This is a genomic window from Paenibacillus sp. JJ1683 (genome assembly GCF_053006485.1).
The window spans coordinates 1356851-1374273 of sequence record NZ_CM129820.1 but is presented as its reverse complement, the minus strand read 5'-3'; the positions used below and the strand labels follow the sequence as shown (position 1 = coordinate 1374273).

6 protein-coding genes are annotated in these 17423 nt (G+C 49.1%); all 6 read right to left on the bottom strand.

Going from position 1 to position 17423, the window contains the following annotated elements:
- Positions 1–30 precede the first annotated feature (30 nt).
- The 6 genes from fabD to ACUC6J_RS05805 are packed head-to-tail and all read right to left on the bottom strand — an operon-like array spanning position 31 to position 17410.
- Positions 31–1278 (bottom strand): ACP S-malonyltransferase, encoded by a 1248-nt coding sequence (gene fabD, locus ACUC6J_RS05830; RefSeq protein ID WP_123796869.1) that lies wholly within the window; start codon positions 1276–1278, stop codon positions 31–33.
- A gap of 13 nt (positions 1279–1291) precedes the next feature.
- Positions 1292–8416, bottom strand: a complete 7125-nt coding sequence (locus ACUC6J_RS05825) for an amino acid adenylation domain-containing protein (protein ID WP_447249911.1) — start codon at positions 8414–8416, stop codon at positions 1292–1294.
- Positions 8417–8453: 37 nt separating this feature from the next.
- A complete protein-coding gene (locus ACUC6J_RS05820) occupies positions 8454–10088 on the bottom strand; it encodes a carbamoyltransferase N-terminal domain-containing protein (protein ID WP_447249910.1) in 1635 nt (544 codons plus the stop codon).
- A 42-nt stretch (positions 10089–10130) separates the two neighbouring features.
- Positions 10131–14165: a type I polyketide synthase gene (locus tag ACUC6J_RS05815; protein WP_447249909.1), complete on the bottom strand. Its 4035-nt coding sequence runs from the start codon at positions 14163–14165 to the stop codon at positions 10131–10133.
- Between the two features lie 3 nt (positions 14166–14168).
- Complete coding sequence (locus ACUC6J_RS05810) at positions 14169–16193, bottom strand: non-ribosomal peptide synthetase (protein WP_447249908.1); 2025 nt, start codon at positions 16191–16193, stop codon at positions 14169–14171.
- A 5-nt stretch (positions 16194–16198) separates the two neighbouring features.
- Positions 16199–17410, bottom strand: a complete 1212-nt coding sequence (locus ACUC6J_RS05805) for a pyridoxal phosphate-dependent aminotransferase (RefSeq protein WP_019686386.1) — start codon at positions 17408–17410, stop codon at positions 16199–16201.
- Between the last annotated feature and the right edge of the window lie 13 nt (positions 17411–17423).

The following is a 17423-nucleotide window of genomic DNA, read 5'->3' as shown; positions in this document are numbered from 1 at the left end:
ACCCCCTTCCGTTCCTCATGTTCGCTGCAATTAGCTGACCTGAAACGCGGGAAATAATTCGCGTGTATGCGTATTGCTGAAAATTTGCTCAAACCGCTCAGCCCGTTGTTCCGCAGGCGTTAATTTAGTTTCAAAAATGGACTTTAGCTTGTCCAGAGCTTGCTGCATTTGTTCAATCGTCGGCTCGGTCCCGGTCGCGATCAATTGTTCGCGCATGTTTTGCAATTCTTTATATGGAACAACTACACCCTGCTCATATTCATCATTGTTCCAGTTCCGATTTTGGGTTGAAACAGCAATCGCGATGCAGGAGGTCACCAGCCCCAACCCATCCGGCTTGCACTCCATATCAGCATTCCGTAGTAATTCCAGACCGGAGGGATGCTCAAAGGCAAAGGATTGAGCTGTGGAAGTGATACCTGTCATTAAATTTCTCAGCACAGTTTTGGGACCGATTTCTATAAAATGATTCACGCCCTGATTCAACATGTATTGAACGCTTTTATACCATTGCACAGGCTGGGCCATCTGCGACGTTAGGTTAGATATGATATAACGACGATCCGTATAGGGTGTCGCTGTAACATTAGAGAGAACAGGCCATTGAAAACGGCCATAATCATATCTCTCCAGCTCATCCCGAAACTTGCCCGCAGCGCTCCGCATTAAATTCGTATGGAACGGAAAGCCCACCTTAAGACGAACCGTTTTGATTCCTCTACGGTTTAATTCCTCTTCGGCCTTTTCCAGCGCGGGAGTATGGCCTGAAATTACAAGCTGCTCGGAGGAATTATAATTTGCAATGCCGACCGACACACCACCTGAAGAGGCTTGCTGGCACACCTCCTCCACCTCACGCTCATGACTCCCGACTACCGCCAGCATCGCTCCTGCGCCGGGAGCGACGGCTTCCTGCATCAGAATACCTCGCTGACGTACTATTTTCACCGCATCCGAAAAAGCAAGCGCCCCTGTACTGACCAATGCCGAAAATTCTCCCAGACTGTGACCCGCTACCAGGGATGGCGCAAGCTTCAATTCCTGCATCAGTACACGATAAGCAGCAATGCTCACAGTCAAAATGGCGGGCTGCGCATTAGCGGTCTGAGTCAACTCATCCATGGAACCTGTGAAACATAGGGACTTCAGATCAAAGCCTAATGCATCTTCGGCCTCTTCAAAGGTCTCTCTCGCTACTGAATATTCATCGTATAAGCTTTGACCCATGCCTACATATTGGGAGCCTTGTCCCGGGAATAAAAAACCTAATTTTTTCATCGTTCCATCCTCCTTATAGTAGGTCAGCAATCTTGTGCAGGACGTGGACATAGGCTTTCATCAATTGTTCTGCCCAAGTCTTGTTTAGTTTTCCAGCTTGATATTCGCACAGGAACCGTACCTGCTCTGCACGCACATCCATATAAATCACCCAGTCCAATTGTCGGGTCACTTCATGTCCCGATGGCGTGTGATTCAAAAACACACAAGTGTGAAAAGCAGATGGATCGGCGTTTCCTCCCCCATTCGGCAACATGACGGGGATTGGGTAAAGATCTGTCTCTTTCGCTTTTTGGCGATGACTCGCAACCTCTTTGCACAGGACGCTAAAATCATCATTTTCCATCAATCGTACACGCAGTGGATACAAGCTCTCCCCGGTATGCTGTACAGCCGGATAAACAGAAGGTTCACGTTGCATTGATGGTTTATTGGGATATAGGTGTCCTTCCCCGATAAGCACTATAAGCTCAGGCTGACCTGTCATTTGTGACAATACATACGTATAAACAGCCAGTAGCAAGTCTGATAGGGCAAAATCCTGACTCCAAACGGCTTTCTGCAACACGGTCAGCAGGTCAGTAGGTAAGGTAAAAGTGAACGTAGCCTGACCATCTGCCCCTCCAGCTGCTCGCATCGCTTCATTCCACGGAATAGAAGGTAACGGTTCGACCAAATAACGACGCCAGTAGCGCTCCTGACGCTCATAGCGTTCTTGTTCTGCATCTGTCCATACTTGTTCTTTTTGCTGTTGTTCCAGAAAATCGGAAAGTCTCGCAATCGTCGGATAGGCGAAGCAGTCCGCCACATTGATTTTCCCTGGATAGATTTGCTGGAGACGAACATTCATTTGAATGAGCAAAACCGAATTGCCCCCCAGCTCAAAGAAATTATCGTGGATGCCAAGTTCGCTTCTGTGCAATACTTCTTCCCAAATCCGGCTGACCTGCAATTCCACCTCTGTAGCAGGTGACGCATATTCCACTTCGAGAAGAGGGCGGTTATGATCCGGCTTAGGCAGCATTCGACGGTTTATTTTTCCATTCGGCGTTAAAGGCATCTCCGACAACATAATAAAATGCGACGGAATCATATATTCCGGCAGTCGGGCAAGCAAATGATTACGCAGCTCACTCACCGATAAAGTCTGTTCGCCTATCCAATAGGCACAAAGAGGGCTGCTCCCCTGTTCATCCGATTTGTCCTGAATGACTGCAGCTTCCCGAACGCTGGGATGAGCCAGCAGCGCTTGTTCAATTTCCCCTAGCTCTACCCGGTAGCCGCGGACTTTGACCTGATCATCCATCCGGCCCAATACTTCAAGCTCGCCGTGATGCAGCCATCGCGCCAGATCTCCAGTCTTAAACATTCGCTCACCGAATCGGAACGGATTAGCTTTGAACTTCTCCGCTGTCAGTTCAGGACGCTTGTCATAACCGGCTGACAGCCCTTTGCCTCCAATCCAGAGATCACCCGCTACAAGATCAGGTACAGGCTGAAGCTGACCATCCAGGATATATACTTGTGTGTTCGTTATCGGCGTACCCACGGTCACTCGCTCCTGCTGGGTAAGCTCCTGCACAGTTGACCAGACTGTAGTTTCAGTTGGGCCGTACATGTTAAATATGCGTGCAGTCGTCATATCCTGTGCCTGACGTAGCAGCGACTGTGGTAAAGCCTCGCCTCCCACCATCATGATCTGCAATGTGTGCAGACCCTCTTGGGCTGCCGGGTGCATAAGCAAAAGCTGGAGCCGCGAAGGTGTCATTTGCAGCAAATGCGGGCCTGTTCGGCGAATAGCTTCCAGGAGCAGTTCAGCATTAGCCTGCTCTTCTCCCGTAGATAACACCACCCGTAGCCCCTTCGCCAAAGGCAGCAACGTTTCCAATACAAAAATATCAAACGCGGCTGTCGTTACCGAAAAGAAGGTCTGTCCTTCAGCAAACGGAATACGCTCGGTAATCCCATAGATCAAGTTAACGATAGCTTCCTGACGGATCATCACGCCTTTCGGGTTTCCAGTCGAGCCTGAGGTGAAAATCATATACGCCAAGTCATTGGGTCCCGGTTGTGTAATCTCCAGCCTTTTTCCATCCTGTCGATATATATTCTCATCATTCAATGAAATGACTTCGCCTCTAAAATCAAGTCCTTTCAGTAACGTGTCCCGACTTATAAGCCATTTCGCTCCGCTCTCTTCCAGCATGTAGGCAATGCGGGCCGCAGGATAATCGGGGTCGATCGGCAAATAGGCAGCTCCTGCCTTTAAGATCCCGAGCATCCCTATCAGCAAATCTACTGATCGTTCTAGCAGCAAGGCAACCACCGTATTCACGCCCGCTCCTTTGCTACGCAAGGTTCTCGCCATCTGATTGGACAGCATATCGAGCTCACCATAGGTTATACGGCGGTCCCCACATTCTACCGCTATGGCATCCGGTATCCGTGCAGCCTGCTCTTCAAACAGATGATGCATCAGCTTGTCAGCCGGAAGCGCAAACTCAGTCGCATTGCGAGCGACAAGAATATGCGATTGCTCCGCAGAAGTCAGCAGGCTGGCAGCATATAGAGGACGGTCTGGCTGTGAAGCCAGTTGAGCCGCCAATTCAATGAAATGCTGCGCCATCTGGCGAACAGTCTGCTCGCTGAACAGTTCCGAGCTGTATTCAAAGGTACAATGTAGACCAGCCTGTCCATCATTGCCTTCATTCTGGGCGATTGGCTCCACGACGGTCAGCATCAAATCAAATGAAGCAAAAGAGCTTTCCAGCGGATAAGGCTTTACTTGTAGCCCTGGTATCTCCCTGCTGACATCCATAAAGTTTTGCAGCCGAAACATGGTGTCAAACAGCGGATTTCTGCTTAAATCCCGCTGAAGATGCAAGCGATTGACAAGCATATCAAAGGGATAGTCCTGATGTTCAAACGCATTCAATGCATTGTCTTTAACCTCGTTCAAAAACTGCCGGAAGGTCTTCTCCTGTACGGGAGCATTTCGTAACGCAAGTGTATTCACAAACATACCGAGCATCCGTTCCAGCTGAACATGTGATCTCCCGGCTACTGGCGTACCCACCACGATGTCCTTCTGTCCACTGTAGCGGGACAAAAATACATTGTATGCTGCAAGCAAAACCATAAATAACGTGGCGCCACTCTCCATGGCCAGCTCTCGCAAGCTTGTTGCACTTGCTGAAGGAAGGCTAAATTCTAACGAGCCTCCAGCAAAGCTCCGCTGTTTTGGTCTTGGATAATCTCCTGGCAGATTCAGAAGCGGGACTTCCTGTCCAGTGTGCTGCTCATCGAACAATCCCACCCAGTATGCTTCCTGTTCTTTCAGATGTTCCCCGCTGAGCTGTGTATGCTGCCATGCAGTAAAATCTTTATACTGAATGCGCGGTACCTCCAGATGGCTTCCTTCCATTAGGGAGATGAACTCATCAATAAGCACTGTCGCAGATATACCATCAAAAATAATATGATGTACATCCAGCAGCACGTGGCTCTGCTCCGCTAGTCGAACGAGCATTACTCGTAAAAGCGGGGGCTGTTGCAAATCAAACGGACGCAAAAACGATTGCTGAATTCGCGGCATATCAGCCGCCGATCCTTCGGTATATTCCATTTTCCAAGCCACGTCTGTGTGAATCCGTTGTACTACCTCACCCTCCAGCAAGGTAAACCCCGTCCGAAACACCTCATGGCGGAGTAATAATGTATGAAAAATACGCTCAAGCTGCTCTCGTTGGATCACACCCTCCAATTGCCAGCCAGTGAACACGTGATTACTCAAGCTTTCTCCTTCCAGCTGATGCAGTACATATAATCGTCTTTGAGCGGCAGAAACGGGGTAATATTCCTGCTCAGGCAACGGTTCGATAGAAGCTGCATGAACAGAAGTCTTCTGACGAAGTAAATCTGCCAGTTCACGAATCGTTTGATGGTCAAAAAGTTCTTTGAACGTCACATTCACTTGCAAGCGCTCCTGAATCCGGTAAATCATTTTTGCCATCTTGAGCGAATGTCCACCCAATGCAAAAAAGGGGTCCTGCACACCCACTTGCGCTATGTCCAAAATTTCTCCCCAAATGGCGGACAATTCTTGCTCCATATCGTCTCTTGGGGGTACATATTCTGTTCCAGCGAGACTTCTTCCCTCAGGCTCCGGCATATGCTTACGGTCGATTTTACCGTGAGGGGTCAAAGGCATAGCTTCGAGCGGGACCAACAAACCGGGAACCATATAGTCTGGAAGCCGTTCCTTTAGATATTCGCGCACCTCTTCTGCCGTTATTTCGGACGACTGCAATGTGTAGTATCCAATCAATCCGGTTCCGGTTTCCTCAATATGCGCAATCACTGCTGCCTCACGAATACATGGAAGACTGACCAGCGCCTGCTCAACCTCTTTCATTTCGACGCGAAATCCACGTACCTGAACCTGGTCGTCCTTACGCCCAAAATACTGGAATTGTCCGTCCGGCGTCTGACAGCCCAAGTCTCCTGTCCGATAGAGCCGTTCTCCAGTCAACGGATGCGTAGTGAAAGCCCTGGCTGTCAAATCCGGCTTGCCCCAATATCCGCTCGCGAGTCCTGTCCCGCCGATACAAATCTCGCCCTGAACATGGTACCCAGCAAGCTGTCCGTCCTGATCCAGCACATACACACGAGTATTCGTAATCGGGAATCCCAGCGGAATACGTAATGTACCTTCATCTGGCTTGCGCTGAATGATATGCTGGGTCGCATAGATAGCCGATTCCGTCATGCCGTACAGATTGGCGATTTTAGCTGTGCAAAAAAGGGAATACCATTCCTGCACGACGTTCACCGGAAGCGCTTCGCCCCCGTTAAAAATCCACTTTAAATTGGGCAATGGATGAGCTTCTCCCGCACTGCGGACAGCACTTAAGAAAACACTCATAAGCGCGGGAACAAATTGAGTGACTGTTACCTTTTCCCGCTTCATAAATGGATATAGCTGTGCAGGGTCCTTGACGATATCGGTGGGTACAATGGTTAATTTGGCTCCCACCATCAGCGGCCAGAACCATTCCCACACCGAGTCTGTGAAACTGGTAGACGTCTTCTGTGCGATGACATCTTCTGCCCCCAGAGCAAAGGTATCCTGCAGCCAAAATAATGTATTCAGCACAGCCTTATGGGTCATCATCACCCCTTTGGGCTGTCCCGTCGAGCCGGATGTGTACATGATATAAGCGAGATCATCCTCGCCTGGAATGTTTTCCAAACCTAGATCATGAACGGGGATGTCTTGCACCTTAACAGGAATAAATGAAGCTTCATGTCCTCGCACCTCACGCAGCCTAACGATCCACTCCGATTCTCCCCATACCGTTTCATCCAGACAAATGACGGTTTCAATGCTGGCAGGCAAATGGTTTAACATCCGCCCGAAATAGCGTGTATCCGTAACAAGCACGCGGCACGAGCTGTCGTTGAGCATATACTCTATTCGTGATTGCGGATAATCGGGATCAATTGGGACATAGGCCCCGCCTGCCTTCATAATCCCCAAAATAACGGTGAGCAATGGAACATCCCGATCTCCCATAACGGCAACCAGCGAGTTGGGACGAACTCCATAACGGCTAAACAATTGGCCCAATTGGTTGGAACGAAGATTCACTTCCTCATAGGTCACCGCTTTGCTACCGTCCACGACACTAACTGCATAAGGGGTGCGGGCAGCCTGCTCCTGGATGCAGGATGTAATCGTGACTCCAGCCGGATATGTCTTCTGCGTATCATTAATGCGGTTCATTTCGGTCCGTTCCTCTACCCCGATATAGTCCATTTTCCAAACGGGCTGCTCCGGCTCCTGAATGGCACCTGCAATAATATTACGGAAGTATGCTCCAATCCTGCGCATCGTTGAAGGTGTAAATAGATCCGTTCCATAGCTGAGTGAGATGACCATTTCGTCGTTCACCGACTCCACAATCACAGTCCAGTCAAATTCATTCGCTTCCGCACCATTCCCTAGCTTGATTCGCTCCATCGGGAATCCCCCGAAGTTCTCTTCACTTTTAGACCCAGCTGCAAAATTAATCAGAACATCAAACAGCGGAGCACGATTCAAGCGACGCGGACGGTTCAATACCTGCAATAGCTGATCAAAAGGATAGTCCTGATGGGCATATGCTCCTGCGCATTCATCTTTGACTTGCTGTAACAATTGGGAAAAAGAAATGTCACGTGAAAGTCGATTCCGAAGCACAAGCGTGTTTACAAAAAAACCGATCAGATTGCGCACCTGCTTTTGATTCCGCCCCGCCACAGGAGTACCGATAATAATGTCCTCCTGCTGAGTTAGACGAGCCAATAACACATTCAGACTGGCCACGATCGACATAAACATGGTGGTTCCGTACCTGCGGTTCAACTGCTCCAAGCCCGTGCATAAATCCGTATCCAGAGTGACCTTTTCTACTGCTGCCGGAGCATTCCGGACGGTTGGACGCGGGAAATCCAGTGGTAATTGAAGGCTTGGTAATTCGCCATCCAATCGGGATTTCCAGTATTGCTCCTGTGAGTTTAATTTTCCGGTAAGCACCTGCTGATTTTGCCAGTGTGCATAATCAATATACTGAATTGGCAAATCTGGCAAACGGAGGCTTGTTTCTTGCTCCAACGCCTGATAAATATGGAATAATTCCTGGAAAAACAGATCCATAGACCAACCGTCTTCAATTATGTGATGCATACAAATATGAAAAATATAGTCATCTTCCGCCAGCTTATAGATCTGTGCCCGCCATAACGGGCTTTGCTCCAGATCAAAAGGCTGATTCATCATGGTCTGTATTTCTTTTTGCACCTCTGCCCACGCTGTTTCTTCCCCTATGTCCGACACATCCGAGACAGGCACGTTTAAGGTCATTTGCTCCAGCACCACTTGCTTCGGCACACCCTCGACCACTGTAATCACTGTACGAAGGATAAAATGCCTTTCAACGATGATATGGAGGGCCTGCTGTAAATACGCGGTATTCACAGCTTGTCTGATCCGAACGGCTACCGATTGGTTAAAGGCGCTGCTCTGAGCGTCCAGCTGGGACTGAACCCAGAACCGTTTCTGCCCATGAGACAGATCATAGGTCTGCTTCTCTCCCATGTCTAAACCTCCATCTTGTACATTATTCGAGGATAGGCTACTGCTTTTCGTATAACGTTTCATTGCACCAGACATATCGGGTTCCGTTCCACTCGGTTGCAGAACGCACATCCGGGAAAAAGCCGCTGCCAAGCAGATTGGCACTGGTATTGCACAGGACTGGAATGCCGCTTAATTTCTCGTACGCATGCAGCAAATCATAAATTAGCGGATTGTCCTCCCGACTTACTGTTTGCAAGCGTGCTGTGCCATCCAGATGACGGATTGCCGGAATGCGTTCCACCCATTCGTCACGCAGCATATGGTCAAACAGCATATACGGATCGCGGGTTCCTGGCGAAAAAATAGCAGGCGCATGCTCCTCTATACAGATTGGTGAGACCGGACGATAGTCCTCCCGTTGCTTAATGGCATTCAGGCGGTCTTTCATATCCGGTCGAACGGCAGCTGCCAGTATACTGCGATTCCCCAGCGCACGTGGTCCCAGTTCCGCCCGATCATTCAGCACGACAACCGGCTCATCTGTCGTATGCAGCAGCTCTGCGAGCTGTGACACCGTACAAGCACGTGATTCCCAGCCTTCCGCTGGATCATTTTGGATGACCATCGGCCCGCTGTATACAGACCAATTCAAATGGGGATGACCTGTCTGATGAATCATCTCACAACAAGCAGCACCAATGGCCGAGCCTGTGTCATTCGTAAATGGAGAAACAAACACATCATCAAATAACCCGCTTTCTCGAATCGCACTGTTCCATTTAATATTCAGAGAACAGCCTCCTATAAAGCAAAAGTTCTTTGTTTTGCGCCCATGCTTGGTCACACTCGCCTCCAGCGAGGTTACAAGAAGCTGCTCCAAATACTGATGGAAAGACGCCAAAGCGTCTGCATGCGGAATATGATGCTCATCTACATATCGCTTGATTTCCTGGGAAAAGGTCCAGTTAAACTCCATGGAGGGTGAAAAATGCCGCGCATACGTCAACTCAAACTGTTCGAGCAGCTCTGAACGTACCCGCCCCTTGGCTATATAGGCCATAACCTTGCCCGCTACCGAAAGATCATCCACACGTGGTCCTTGTCCTCCGCGAAGGAAAGGCTCAAAGTGCAGCGAAAACAGTGAATAAATGTTGCCGATGTACATGAAGAGAGGGCCCAGGTTTTCTAATCTTTCGTTCGCTGGATCAAAGTAATAAAAACGCGGGTACATACCTCCATCGTATACAAGCGCGTAAGACGGCTCCTTGTTCACCGCATAAGGGCTCGCACAATAGGTGCTGGCGATATGTGTGGTTGCATGCATATAGCTGGTATAATTGAAGGATTTCTCTCCAATAACAAGTCCACTGCCCGAATAGGCTTGGAGTGCGTCCGCTGAAAGCGATACTTCGCGGTAAGGCGCAACCGAAAGGGACAACTCCTGCCCATGAGAACGCGTATCCACCCTGCTTTCCTTCAATCCGGCCCAGCCGTCAATAACAAACCGATCCACATCTGCCGAGGTATAGCCATGCAGGTTAAGTGCTTCTTCAACAAAATCTAAATCAGGAATTTCGCTGTAGCGTTTGTTGTTATTGAATTTTTCAACTTCATAGCTGAAAATAAGCTTGTTATCCTCAATCAAGGCTACACTACCATCATGCGTTAATTTCAGTCCGCAGAATAACATGTTCCTTTCACTCCTCACCTGTTAGCCCAACACAAACCCGTTTTATTGTTCAGCCTCAGCAAAATGACGTGGTAATACCGGAATGATATCTTCCTCTTCAGAACTGCTGCGATTGGATTCATCGATCCAACTTCCCAGCCCGGCCACCGTCGGCTCCTGAAAAAAGACCTGAATCGGCACATCTATGGCCAGCTGGTCTTTGATTTTAGCAATGACACTCATCAGCATCAGTGAATCTCCATTTTCAAAAAAGTCCTGGTGTATGCTAATTTCCTCATGTCCTAGCACCTCGCCCCAAATCTGACCTAGCTTCCGTTCTGTTTCCGAATAGACCTCTCCGTCACGGCCGATCAAGGTCACTTGGATGTGAGACTGCATGTACACTCCAGTGTTCGCAAGCTGTGACTTGGGCTGTAGCGTATGAAATAGCTCTTCCTCAAAAGAAACAAATTTAGCACCCAGCTTCACATTTCGCTGAATCATATCGTTCAGAGCTTCATTAGAAGTAATGAACCGCTTCAGCTCCTGATAGGACTCCAGCAGATGGCTGTAGGCTTCTGACTCTTGCTCGTTATGTCCCTGTGCTTGCTCTGTAATTTCCTTTGTTAAGTCTGGGGAAAAGTGAACCTTGAGCAGCGTCAGCACTTGAGCCAGCTTCTGGCTGCGAATGTTGGCGATGAACGCTTGGGTCAGCTTATATTGCAAAAGCCGATCAAGCAGCTTTCCATAGTCCTCGGACGAAATCGGCTGAGATAACATCCGTTGATCCATCAGCTCGTTCGGTGTATCCCCCATCTCCAGATCCGACCAGTTGATCGCCATCACTTCCATGCCGCGACGGCTCTGATAGTGGGCATACTGATCCAGAAATGCATTCGCAGCAGCATAGCTGCCCAAACCTACGCCTCCCAGTTGCGAAGCCACTGACGAGAACAGAATGTAAAAGTCCAGCGTCTGCTCCTTGGTCACCTCGTTTAACACCCATGTTCCGGTCACCTTGGCTTCCATGGTTCGCTGAAATGCGGCGGTATCCATCTGTTCCAGACGAACCTCCTCCAAATGCATCGCGGCATTAATAACCCCCTGAATTGGACCGTAACGTGCATGTATATCCTCAACGACCTTCTTCATGGAAGCCAGGTTCGTGATATCTGCTGCGTAGTAGCTAACTTCGGAGCCAAGGCTTTCAATCTCCAACAGTCGGCGGATTTTCTTCGCAATCGCAGAAGTGTCCGGTCCCACAGCTCGTTCCTGCCAAGTTCCCCGGTCTGGAAGCTCTGTCCGATTGACCAGCACTAGCTTTACATTGGCCTGGCGGGCAAAATAGCGGCAAGTCTCCAGTCCTACCGAACCGGCTCCCCCGGCTATCAAATAGACACCGCCCTCGCGTAGCGTAATTTTGCGGCGTGGAAGGGCTGCAAGCCGCATCCGTTCCAGCTGTTGTGTATACCGCTGACCGCCACGCCATGCTGAACCTTGATCTGCTTCATCCCGATTCAATTCCAACATGATTTCCCGAGCGATGTCGGAATTCTCCCGTCCGATCGTTTCTACATCCATACAGCTACAACGGTGCTGGCTATATTCCTGTGAAACGACCTTCATCAATCCCCACAGAGGCGCTTTTTCCGGGAACACATATGTATCCTCCGCTACGACCAGCTGTGCGTAGTTCGAGACGACTTTGATTTCTAACGAGCGATGAATCGAACTTGCTTGCACTGCCTTCATTAAATAAAAAAGACTTAAAGCTCCTTGCTCCTGACTTTCATTCAAGTCATCGAGTTGTCGCATGCGACTGCGAATTTCGGTACATGTCCACAGATGCACGATTCCGGTAAGCTCTGCTCCTCCTTGCGTTTCGGTCTCTGCCACGGCTGCAAGCAGTTTGGCATAATCCTCCGCAAAGCCGGGACGAATCCGATAATGTCCCGGATCTACGGCCGAAAAAGCAGATGCAGCCTCTACAATGATCGGCGTTTCTCCTTGGGCCTTCATCAACTCACCAAGTGAATCAGCGACCCCTTCTTCATCCGCCAGAATAAGCCAAGATTTCCCGGCAGAAGGCCGCTCTGGGAGGGTAGAATCCGTGAGAGGACTGGCTATCCAATTCAGTTCATAAAACCAATGATCCACCTGTTTCTCCGGTTCAGATTTCATGGCTGGAGAAGTCGCTTCGTGCTCTAGCGCATGCTCGGGAATATACTCCACCCAATGCCGCTTGCCTGAAAATGGATAGACAGGCAAAGGAACACGGCGCCTTTGCTCCAAATCATGCAGGGCAGCCCAATTGATCTCGCTACCTTGCATATATTCATCTACAACCTGCTCCAGACTGGTGTCGGGCTGCACCTTAAAGCTTTTCTCTTCACGGGTTGTCAGACGGGTATAATAAATCCTCTCTCCCGCCAAAGCTGGACGCACAGCTTCATCTGCGTTTGCAAAACGCTCTATCCCTTCTCTAAGCTCATCAAGGCTTGTAGCTACAATTGCAAGCCGATAAGCATAGTGCCCGCGTCCCTGATTGCTTGTGAAACAAATATCTGGCAGTGTATGAGTTGTACGGTCCAAAAATGTACGGTAACGGTCTACCAAAGCATTGAAGGAAGCTTTGCTCTTGGCAGACAACGTAAATACGTACGGCACGTCTTCTACACTGGCGGACCGGCTCCACTCATCCTGCTCATATTCTTCTAATATGACATGGCAGTTGGTCCCTGCCAGACCAAAAGCACTGACCCCCGCCCGCCGTGGTACTCCTGCCTCCGTCTCCCATGGAACCAGCTCTGTATTCACATATACAGGCGATTCGATGAAATTAATGTGCGGATTCGGCTCGTTAAAATGTAGGGTTGCCGGAATCTCCTTCTTTTGCAACAACAGCACCGTTTTGATCAGACCCGCAATACCAGCTGCGGTGTCCAAATGACCGATGTTTGTTTTTACCGCACCCAGAGCACAAAAATGCCGCTTGTCCGTGTAGCTACGGAAGGCATTGGTAATGCCTTCGATCTCAATCGGATCACCTAGACGAGTTCCTGTACCGTGAGCCTCGATGTAGGTTACTGTTTCAGGGGGTATGCCCGCATTGCGCCAAGCTTCCTTCATCAGCTCCGTCTGAGCCAAGGCACTTGGGGCGGTAATACCGTTGGACTTTCCATCTGAATTCATGGAACTCCCTTTAATAACGGCGTAGATATGATCCCGATCCTTCTTGGCCTTTTCCAGCGTCTTCAGTACAATGACTCCAAATCCCTCGCCCCAGACAGTTCCATTCGCTGCAGCATCGAAGGTACGAGCGACAGAATCAGGAGAAGCAATGCCGATATCCACCAGCCCCTCGTCTACAGGAAACAGGGTTAGGTTTAGTCCTCCAGCTACAGCCATGTCGCAGTCTCCTGTAATCAGCCCTTTAACCGCATGATGTACAGCGGCCAAAGATGCCGAGCAAGCAGTATCAATCAGATGACTGCCGCTGGCGAGATTCAGCAGGTAGGCCACCCGACTGGCTACGACTGAAATGGTATTGCCGGGCAAAGCATAAGGCTCCATGTTCTGAATCAGCTGCAAGTAGTCGGCATCCGTATCCCCTACGTACACTCCGGTACGTGAGCCATACAATTCCTTTTCGGCGTATCCAGCATCCTCCAGTGCTTCCCAGGTAACTTCGAGGAAAATGCGCTGCAAAGGGTCCATACAACGGGCTTCCGCTGGCGTGATATTAAAATATTCTGCATCAAAACGGTCAATATGGTCCAAATACGCTCCTCTGCGATACTTAATCTCAGGCGCATATCGTTTGCCTTTAAAATAATCTCGAATAGGCCGATCTACATCCGACTTGCGACTTTCCGGAAATTCTCTTACGGCATCCATGCCGTTTACGAGATTATCCCAAAATTCATCCGTTCCATTCGCCCCCGGAAAACGGCAAGCCATCCCCACAACAGCAATATCATCGACTTTTACTGTTTTGGCCTCATTTTCGAATAGCTCTTTTAGCATCGGCAGAGCTTCTGTTTTGGAGAGATGTTTTGCAGCCACCTGAGCTAGCAAGTAATTCTGAACCCGTTTCATATGTTATCCCTCCTTCAGATGGTCCAGCGCCCGTATAGACTGGCTTACATCCAGTGAGCCATCTTCAATTTGATCCAGCAGGCTCATGAGATCCTGATCCAGCTGTTCGTCATCCTTGGATTGATTTTCAAAATGATTCATATACGCTGCAATCGTAGGATAGGAGAACAGCTCAGCGACCGTCGCCTTGCTGTCCAGCGCGTGTTGCATCTTACGATGCAGTCGAACAATCGAGATGGAGTTGCCGCCGATTTCAAAAAAACTGTCATGAATGCCGACGTCCTCCGGACTTATATTTAAAATTCCGGCCCAGATTTTGGCCAGCATATGTTCTCTCTCGTTACGGGGCGCCACATATGCGGTTGAACGATGAACTCGCCGCTCCGGCTGTGGCAGATTTTTGCGATCAATCTTTCCGTTAGGAGTAAGCGGCATCTCCAGCAGTTCCATAAAAAATCCTGGAATCATATACTCAGGCAATAATTCACGCAGGTGAGTTGTCAGATCATCCACTTCAAGCCCTTTTTCCAGCGATGTAAAATAACATAAAAGATTGGTTACACCAAACTCATCAGTTTGGGCAACTACAGCCGTTTCCTTAATCCCTGGAAAGACAGATACAGCCCGTTCCACTTCTTTCAGCTCTACGCGATATCCTCGCACCTGAACCTGATCATCCTTACGTCCGCTGTACTCCAGGATGCCATCTGGTCGTAACAAGCCCAGATCTCCCGTACGATATAATCTTTCACCGGTTTTGGGATGCTGGGTAAAAGCCTTGTCAGTGGCTTCCGGCTTATTCCAGTACCCCGCCGTCAGACCAATTCCGCCGATACAAATTTCGCCTTTGACCTCAAAGGGGCACAACTGCCCCTCCTTATCCAAAATATAGACATGCGTGTTCGCAAGCGGCCTGCCCAATGGAATACTCAACTCACCTTCAGCCGGAGATGCGTCAATCAGGTAACAGGTTGCATAAATAGCTGACTCGGTCATGCCGTAAATGTTGGCAATCTTGGCTTCCTGGAACGTGCTGTACCAGTCTCGCACCCCATTGACGAGCAAGGCTTCGCCTCCATTGAATACCCACTTTAGTTCCGGCAGCGGATGGTCTGTCTCATCGGTCGGAATCGCATCCAAAAAGAGACTCATCTGAGCTGGAACAAACTGGGTAATAGTAACCTTGTCATCTCGCAGCTGTTCATACAGCCTTTGTGGATCTTTGACCGTATCCGAACTGAAAATGGACAGCTTGGCTCCATAAATCAAGGGCCAGAAGAACTCCCATACCGAGTCGGTGAAGCTGGCGGAAGTCTTCTGCGCAATCACATCTGCTGCGGCCAGACAGAAAGTATCCTGCAACCAAAAAAGCGTGTTCAGCACAGCCTTATGCGTCATCATGACTCCTTTGGGATCTCCCGTGGAGCCTGAGGTGTAAATCAGATATGCCAGATCATTTTCACAGGCAGGACAGTGCCATGAAGCCTTTCCCTGGTGCTCCCAATCCGATCGTTGATACACAGTCAGCTTATCTGTTTGCACCTTTGTTTCGTCGAGGCAGACAGCGGTCGTCATACTCTCCGGCAAATCTTCCAGCATCGTCTGCAGCTTGGCAGACTCGGTGATCAGCACACTGCAGGCACTGTCGCTCAGCATATATTGAATCCGTTTTTTCGGATAATCCGGATCAATAGGTACATAGGCCGCCCCTGCTTTTAATACACTGAAAACAGCCACCAAAAGCTCAATTCCCCGTTCCGCTACCACCGCTACCCGCTGGTTAGGCCGCACACCTACTGCGTACAGTAGGCGGGCCATTCGGTTCGCTTGTTCCTCCAGTTCGGCATATGTGATGGAAGAACCATATTCTTCGATAGCAGTATGCTGAGGGGTTTTCGCGACCTGACGGACAAACAAATCAGGAATCGTCAGCTGTTCCTCATAAGCCTTGCTGGTCTGATTCATCTCCGCAATGACGCGTTCCTCATCTGCCGATAGAATTTCAAATGCATCAAAATCTAGATCCATAGGAGCTACTCCTGAACCGGAATTGCAGCAGATCCAGCCGATTGACCTACCAAGCTATTTGTGAAAAAGTCCACTAATCGGTCTATGCCTTCGTTGTATCGCGTTGTAGAGTAGGACAGGCGCAGCATTTTCGGTAATCCAAAATCAGAACCCGGCACTGTCGCCACTTGTTTGGCTCTCATTATTTGTTCCGCCAGCTCCAAACTTGTCTCAATACCATGCTCGTCCATGTACTTTTCACAATCGAGTGTGAAGTAAAAGCTGCCTTGAGCAGGAATGGCACGTACGAGTGGAACCTCATTGAACCGCTCTACCGTATAATCCCGTCTTGCTTTGTACAGGCTGACCAGTTGCTCAATCTCTTCGGGATGCGCCAATGCTTCCAGCGCGCCAAACTGCACGACAGGGTCGGCTGTCAACAAGGTATGATGCTGTATGACCGTAAGCGGTGTGACCAGCTCGTCAGGAACGATACAGTAGCCAACGCGCCGACTGTACATCCGGTATCCTTTGGAGAAAGCATTCGTCGTAATAAAAGCTGATTTGGTATCCGTCAGCTCCAGTACCGAGGTGCTTCGTTCATCAAAGCAAACATTGGCATAAATCTCATCATTAATGACTACAGCCTGTCCGTCGATGATTTCATCAATGGCGTACAGTTCTTCTTTCGTTAAAATATTGCCTAACGGATTGCCGGGCGAATTAATTACCACAATTTTGGTTTTATCCGTGAAATTTTCCCTGAAGGAATCCAGATCGAGTGCCAGCGTATCCAGATTAATATCATAGTAGCGAACGTTCGCCCCCACCAATTGAGCGCAGAAATGATACAGGGAATAATACGGACGCGGCAGCAGTACCTCATCCCCCTCTTTTGCTAATAAATAAAACAAATTCCGGAATAAGGCACTGGTGCCCACATTAATTAAGATATTGTTAGGGTTAATGTCCAGATCGTAGGTTTTCTTGTATTCCTCCGCCAAAGCTTCCTTTAATTCCGGCAAGCCCGGTGGGAATACAAGCGAGCTTTTTTCAAAGGTATCTAATGCATCCTTCATCGACTGAATAATATCCTCGTGCAAAGGTAGCTCGGATTTTCCCAAGGTCATTCGAATGACTTCCTTGGAGCCGTTTTTCTCAAATTCATAAGCCATTTGATCCAGAACGAACATTAAAAACCGATTGTCATAAAATTCAATAGATGATCTCAATTCCATTTGTAATTGCCTC

Excerpts from the sequence above, each read along its gene's own strand:
- fabD (WP_123796869.1), bottom strand. The coding sequence starts at position 1,278 with ATGAAAAAATTAGGTTTTTTATTCCCGGGACAAGGCTCCCAATATGTA.
- ACUC6J_RS05825 (WP_447249911.1), bottom strand. The coding sequence starts at position 8,416 with ATGGGAGAGAAGCAGACCTATGATCTGTCTCATGGGCAGAAACGGTTC.
- ACUC6J_RS05820 (WP_447249910.1), bottom strand. The coding sequence starts at position 10,088 with ATGTTATTCTGCGGACTGAAATTAACGCATGATGGTAGTGTAGCCTTG.
- ACUC6J_RS05815 (WP_447249909.1), bottom strand. The coding sequence starts at position 14,165 with ATGAAACGGGTTCAGAATTACTTGCTAGCTCAGGTGGCTGCAAAACAT.
- ACUC6J_RS05810 (WP_447249908.1), bottom strand. The coding sequence starts at position 16,193 with ATGGATCTAGATTTTGATGCATTTGAAATTCTATCGGCAGATGAGGAA.
- ACUC6J_RS05805 (WP_019686386.1), bottom strand. The coding sequence starts at position 17,410 with ATGGAATTGAGATCATCTATTGAATTTTATGACAATCGGTTTTTAATG.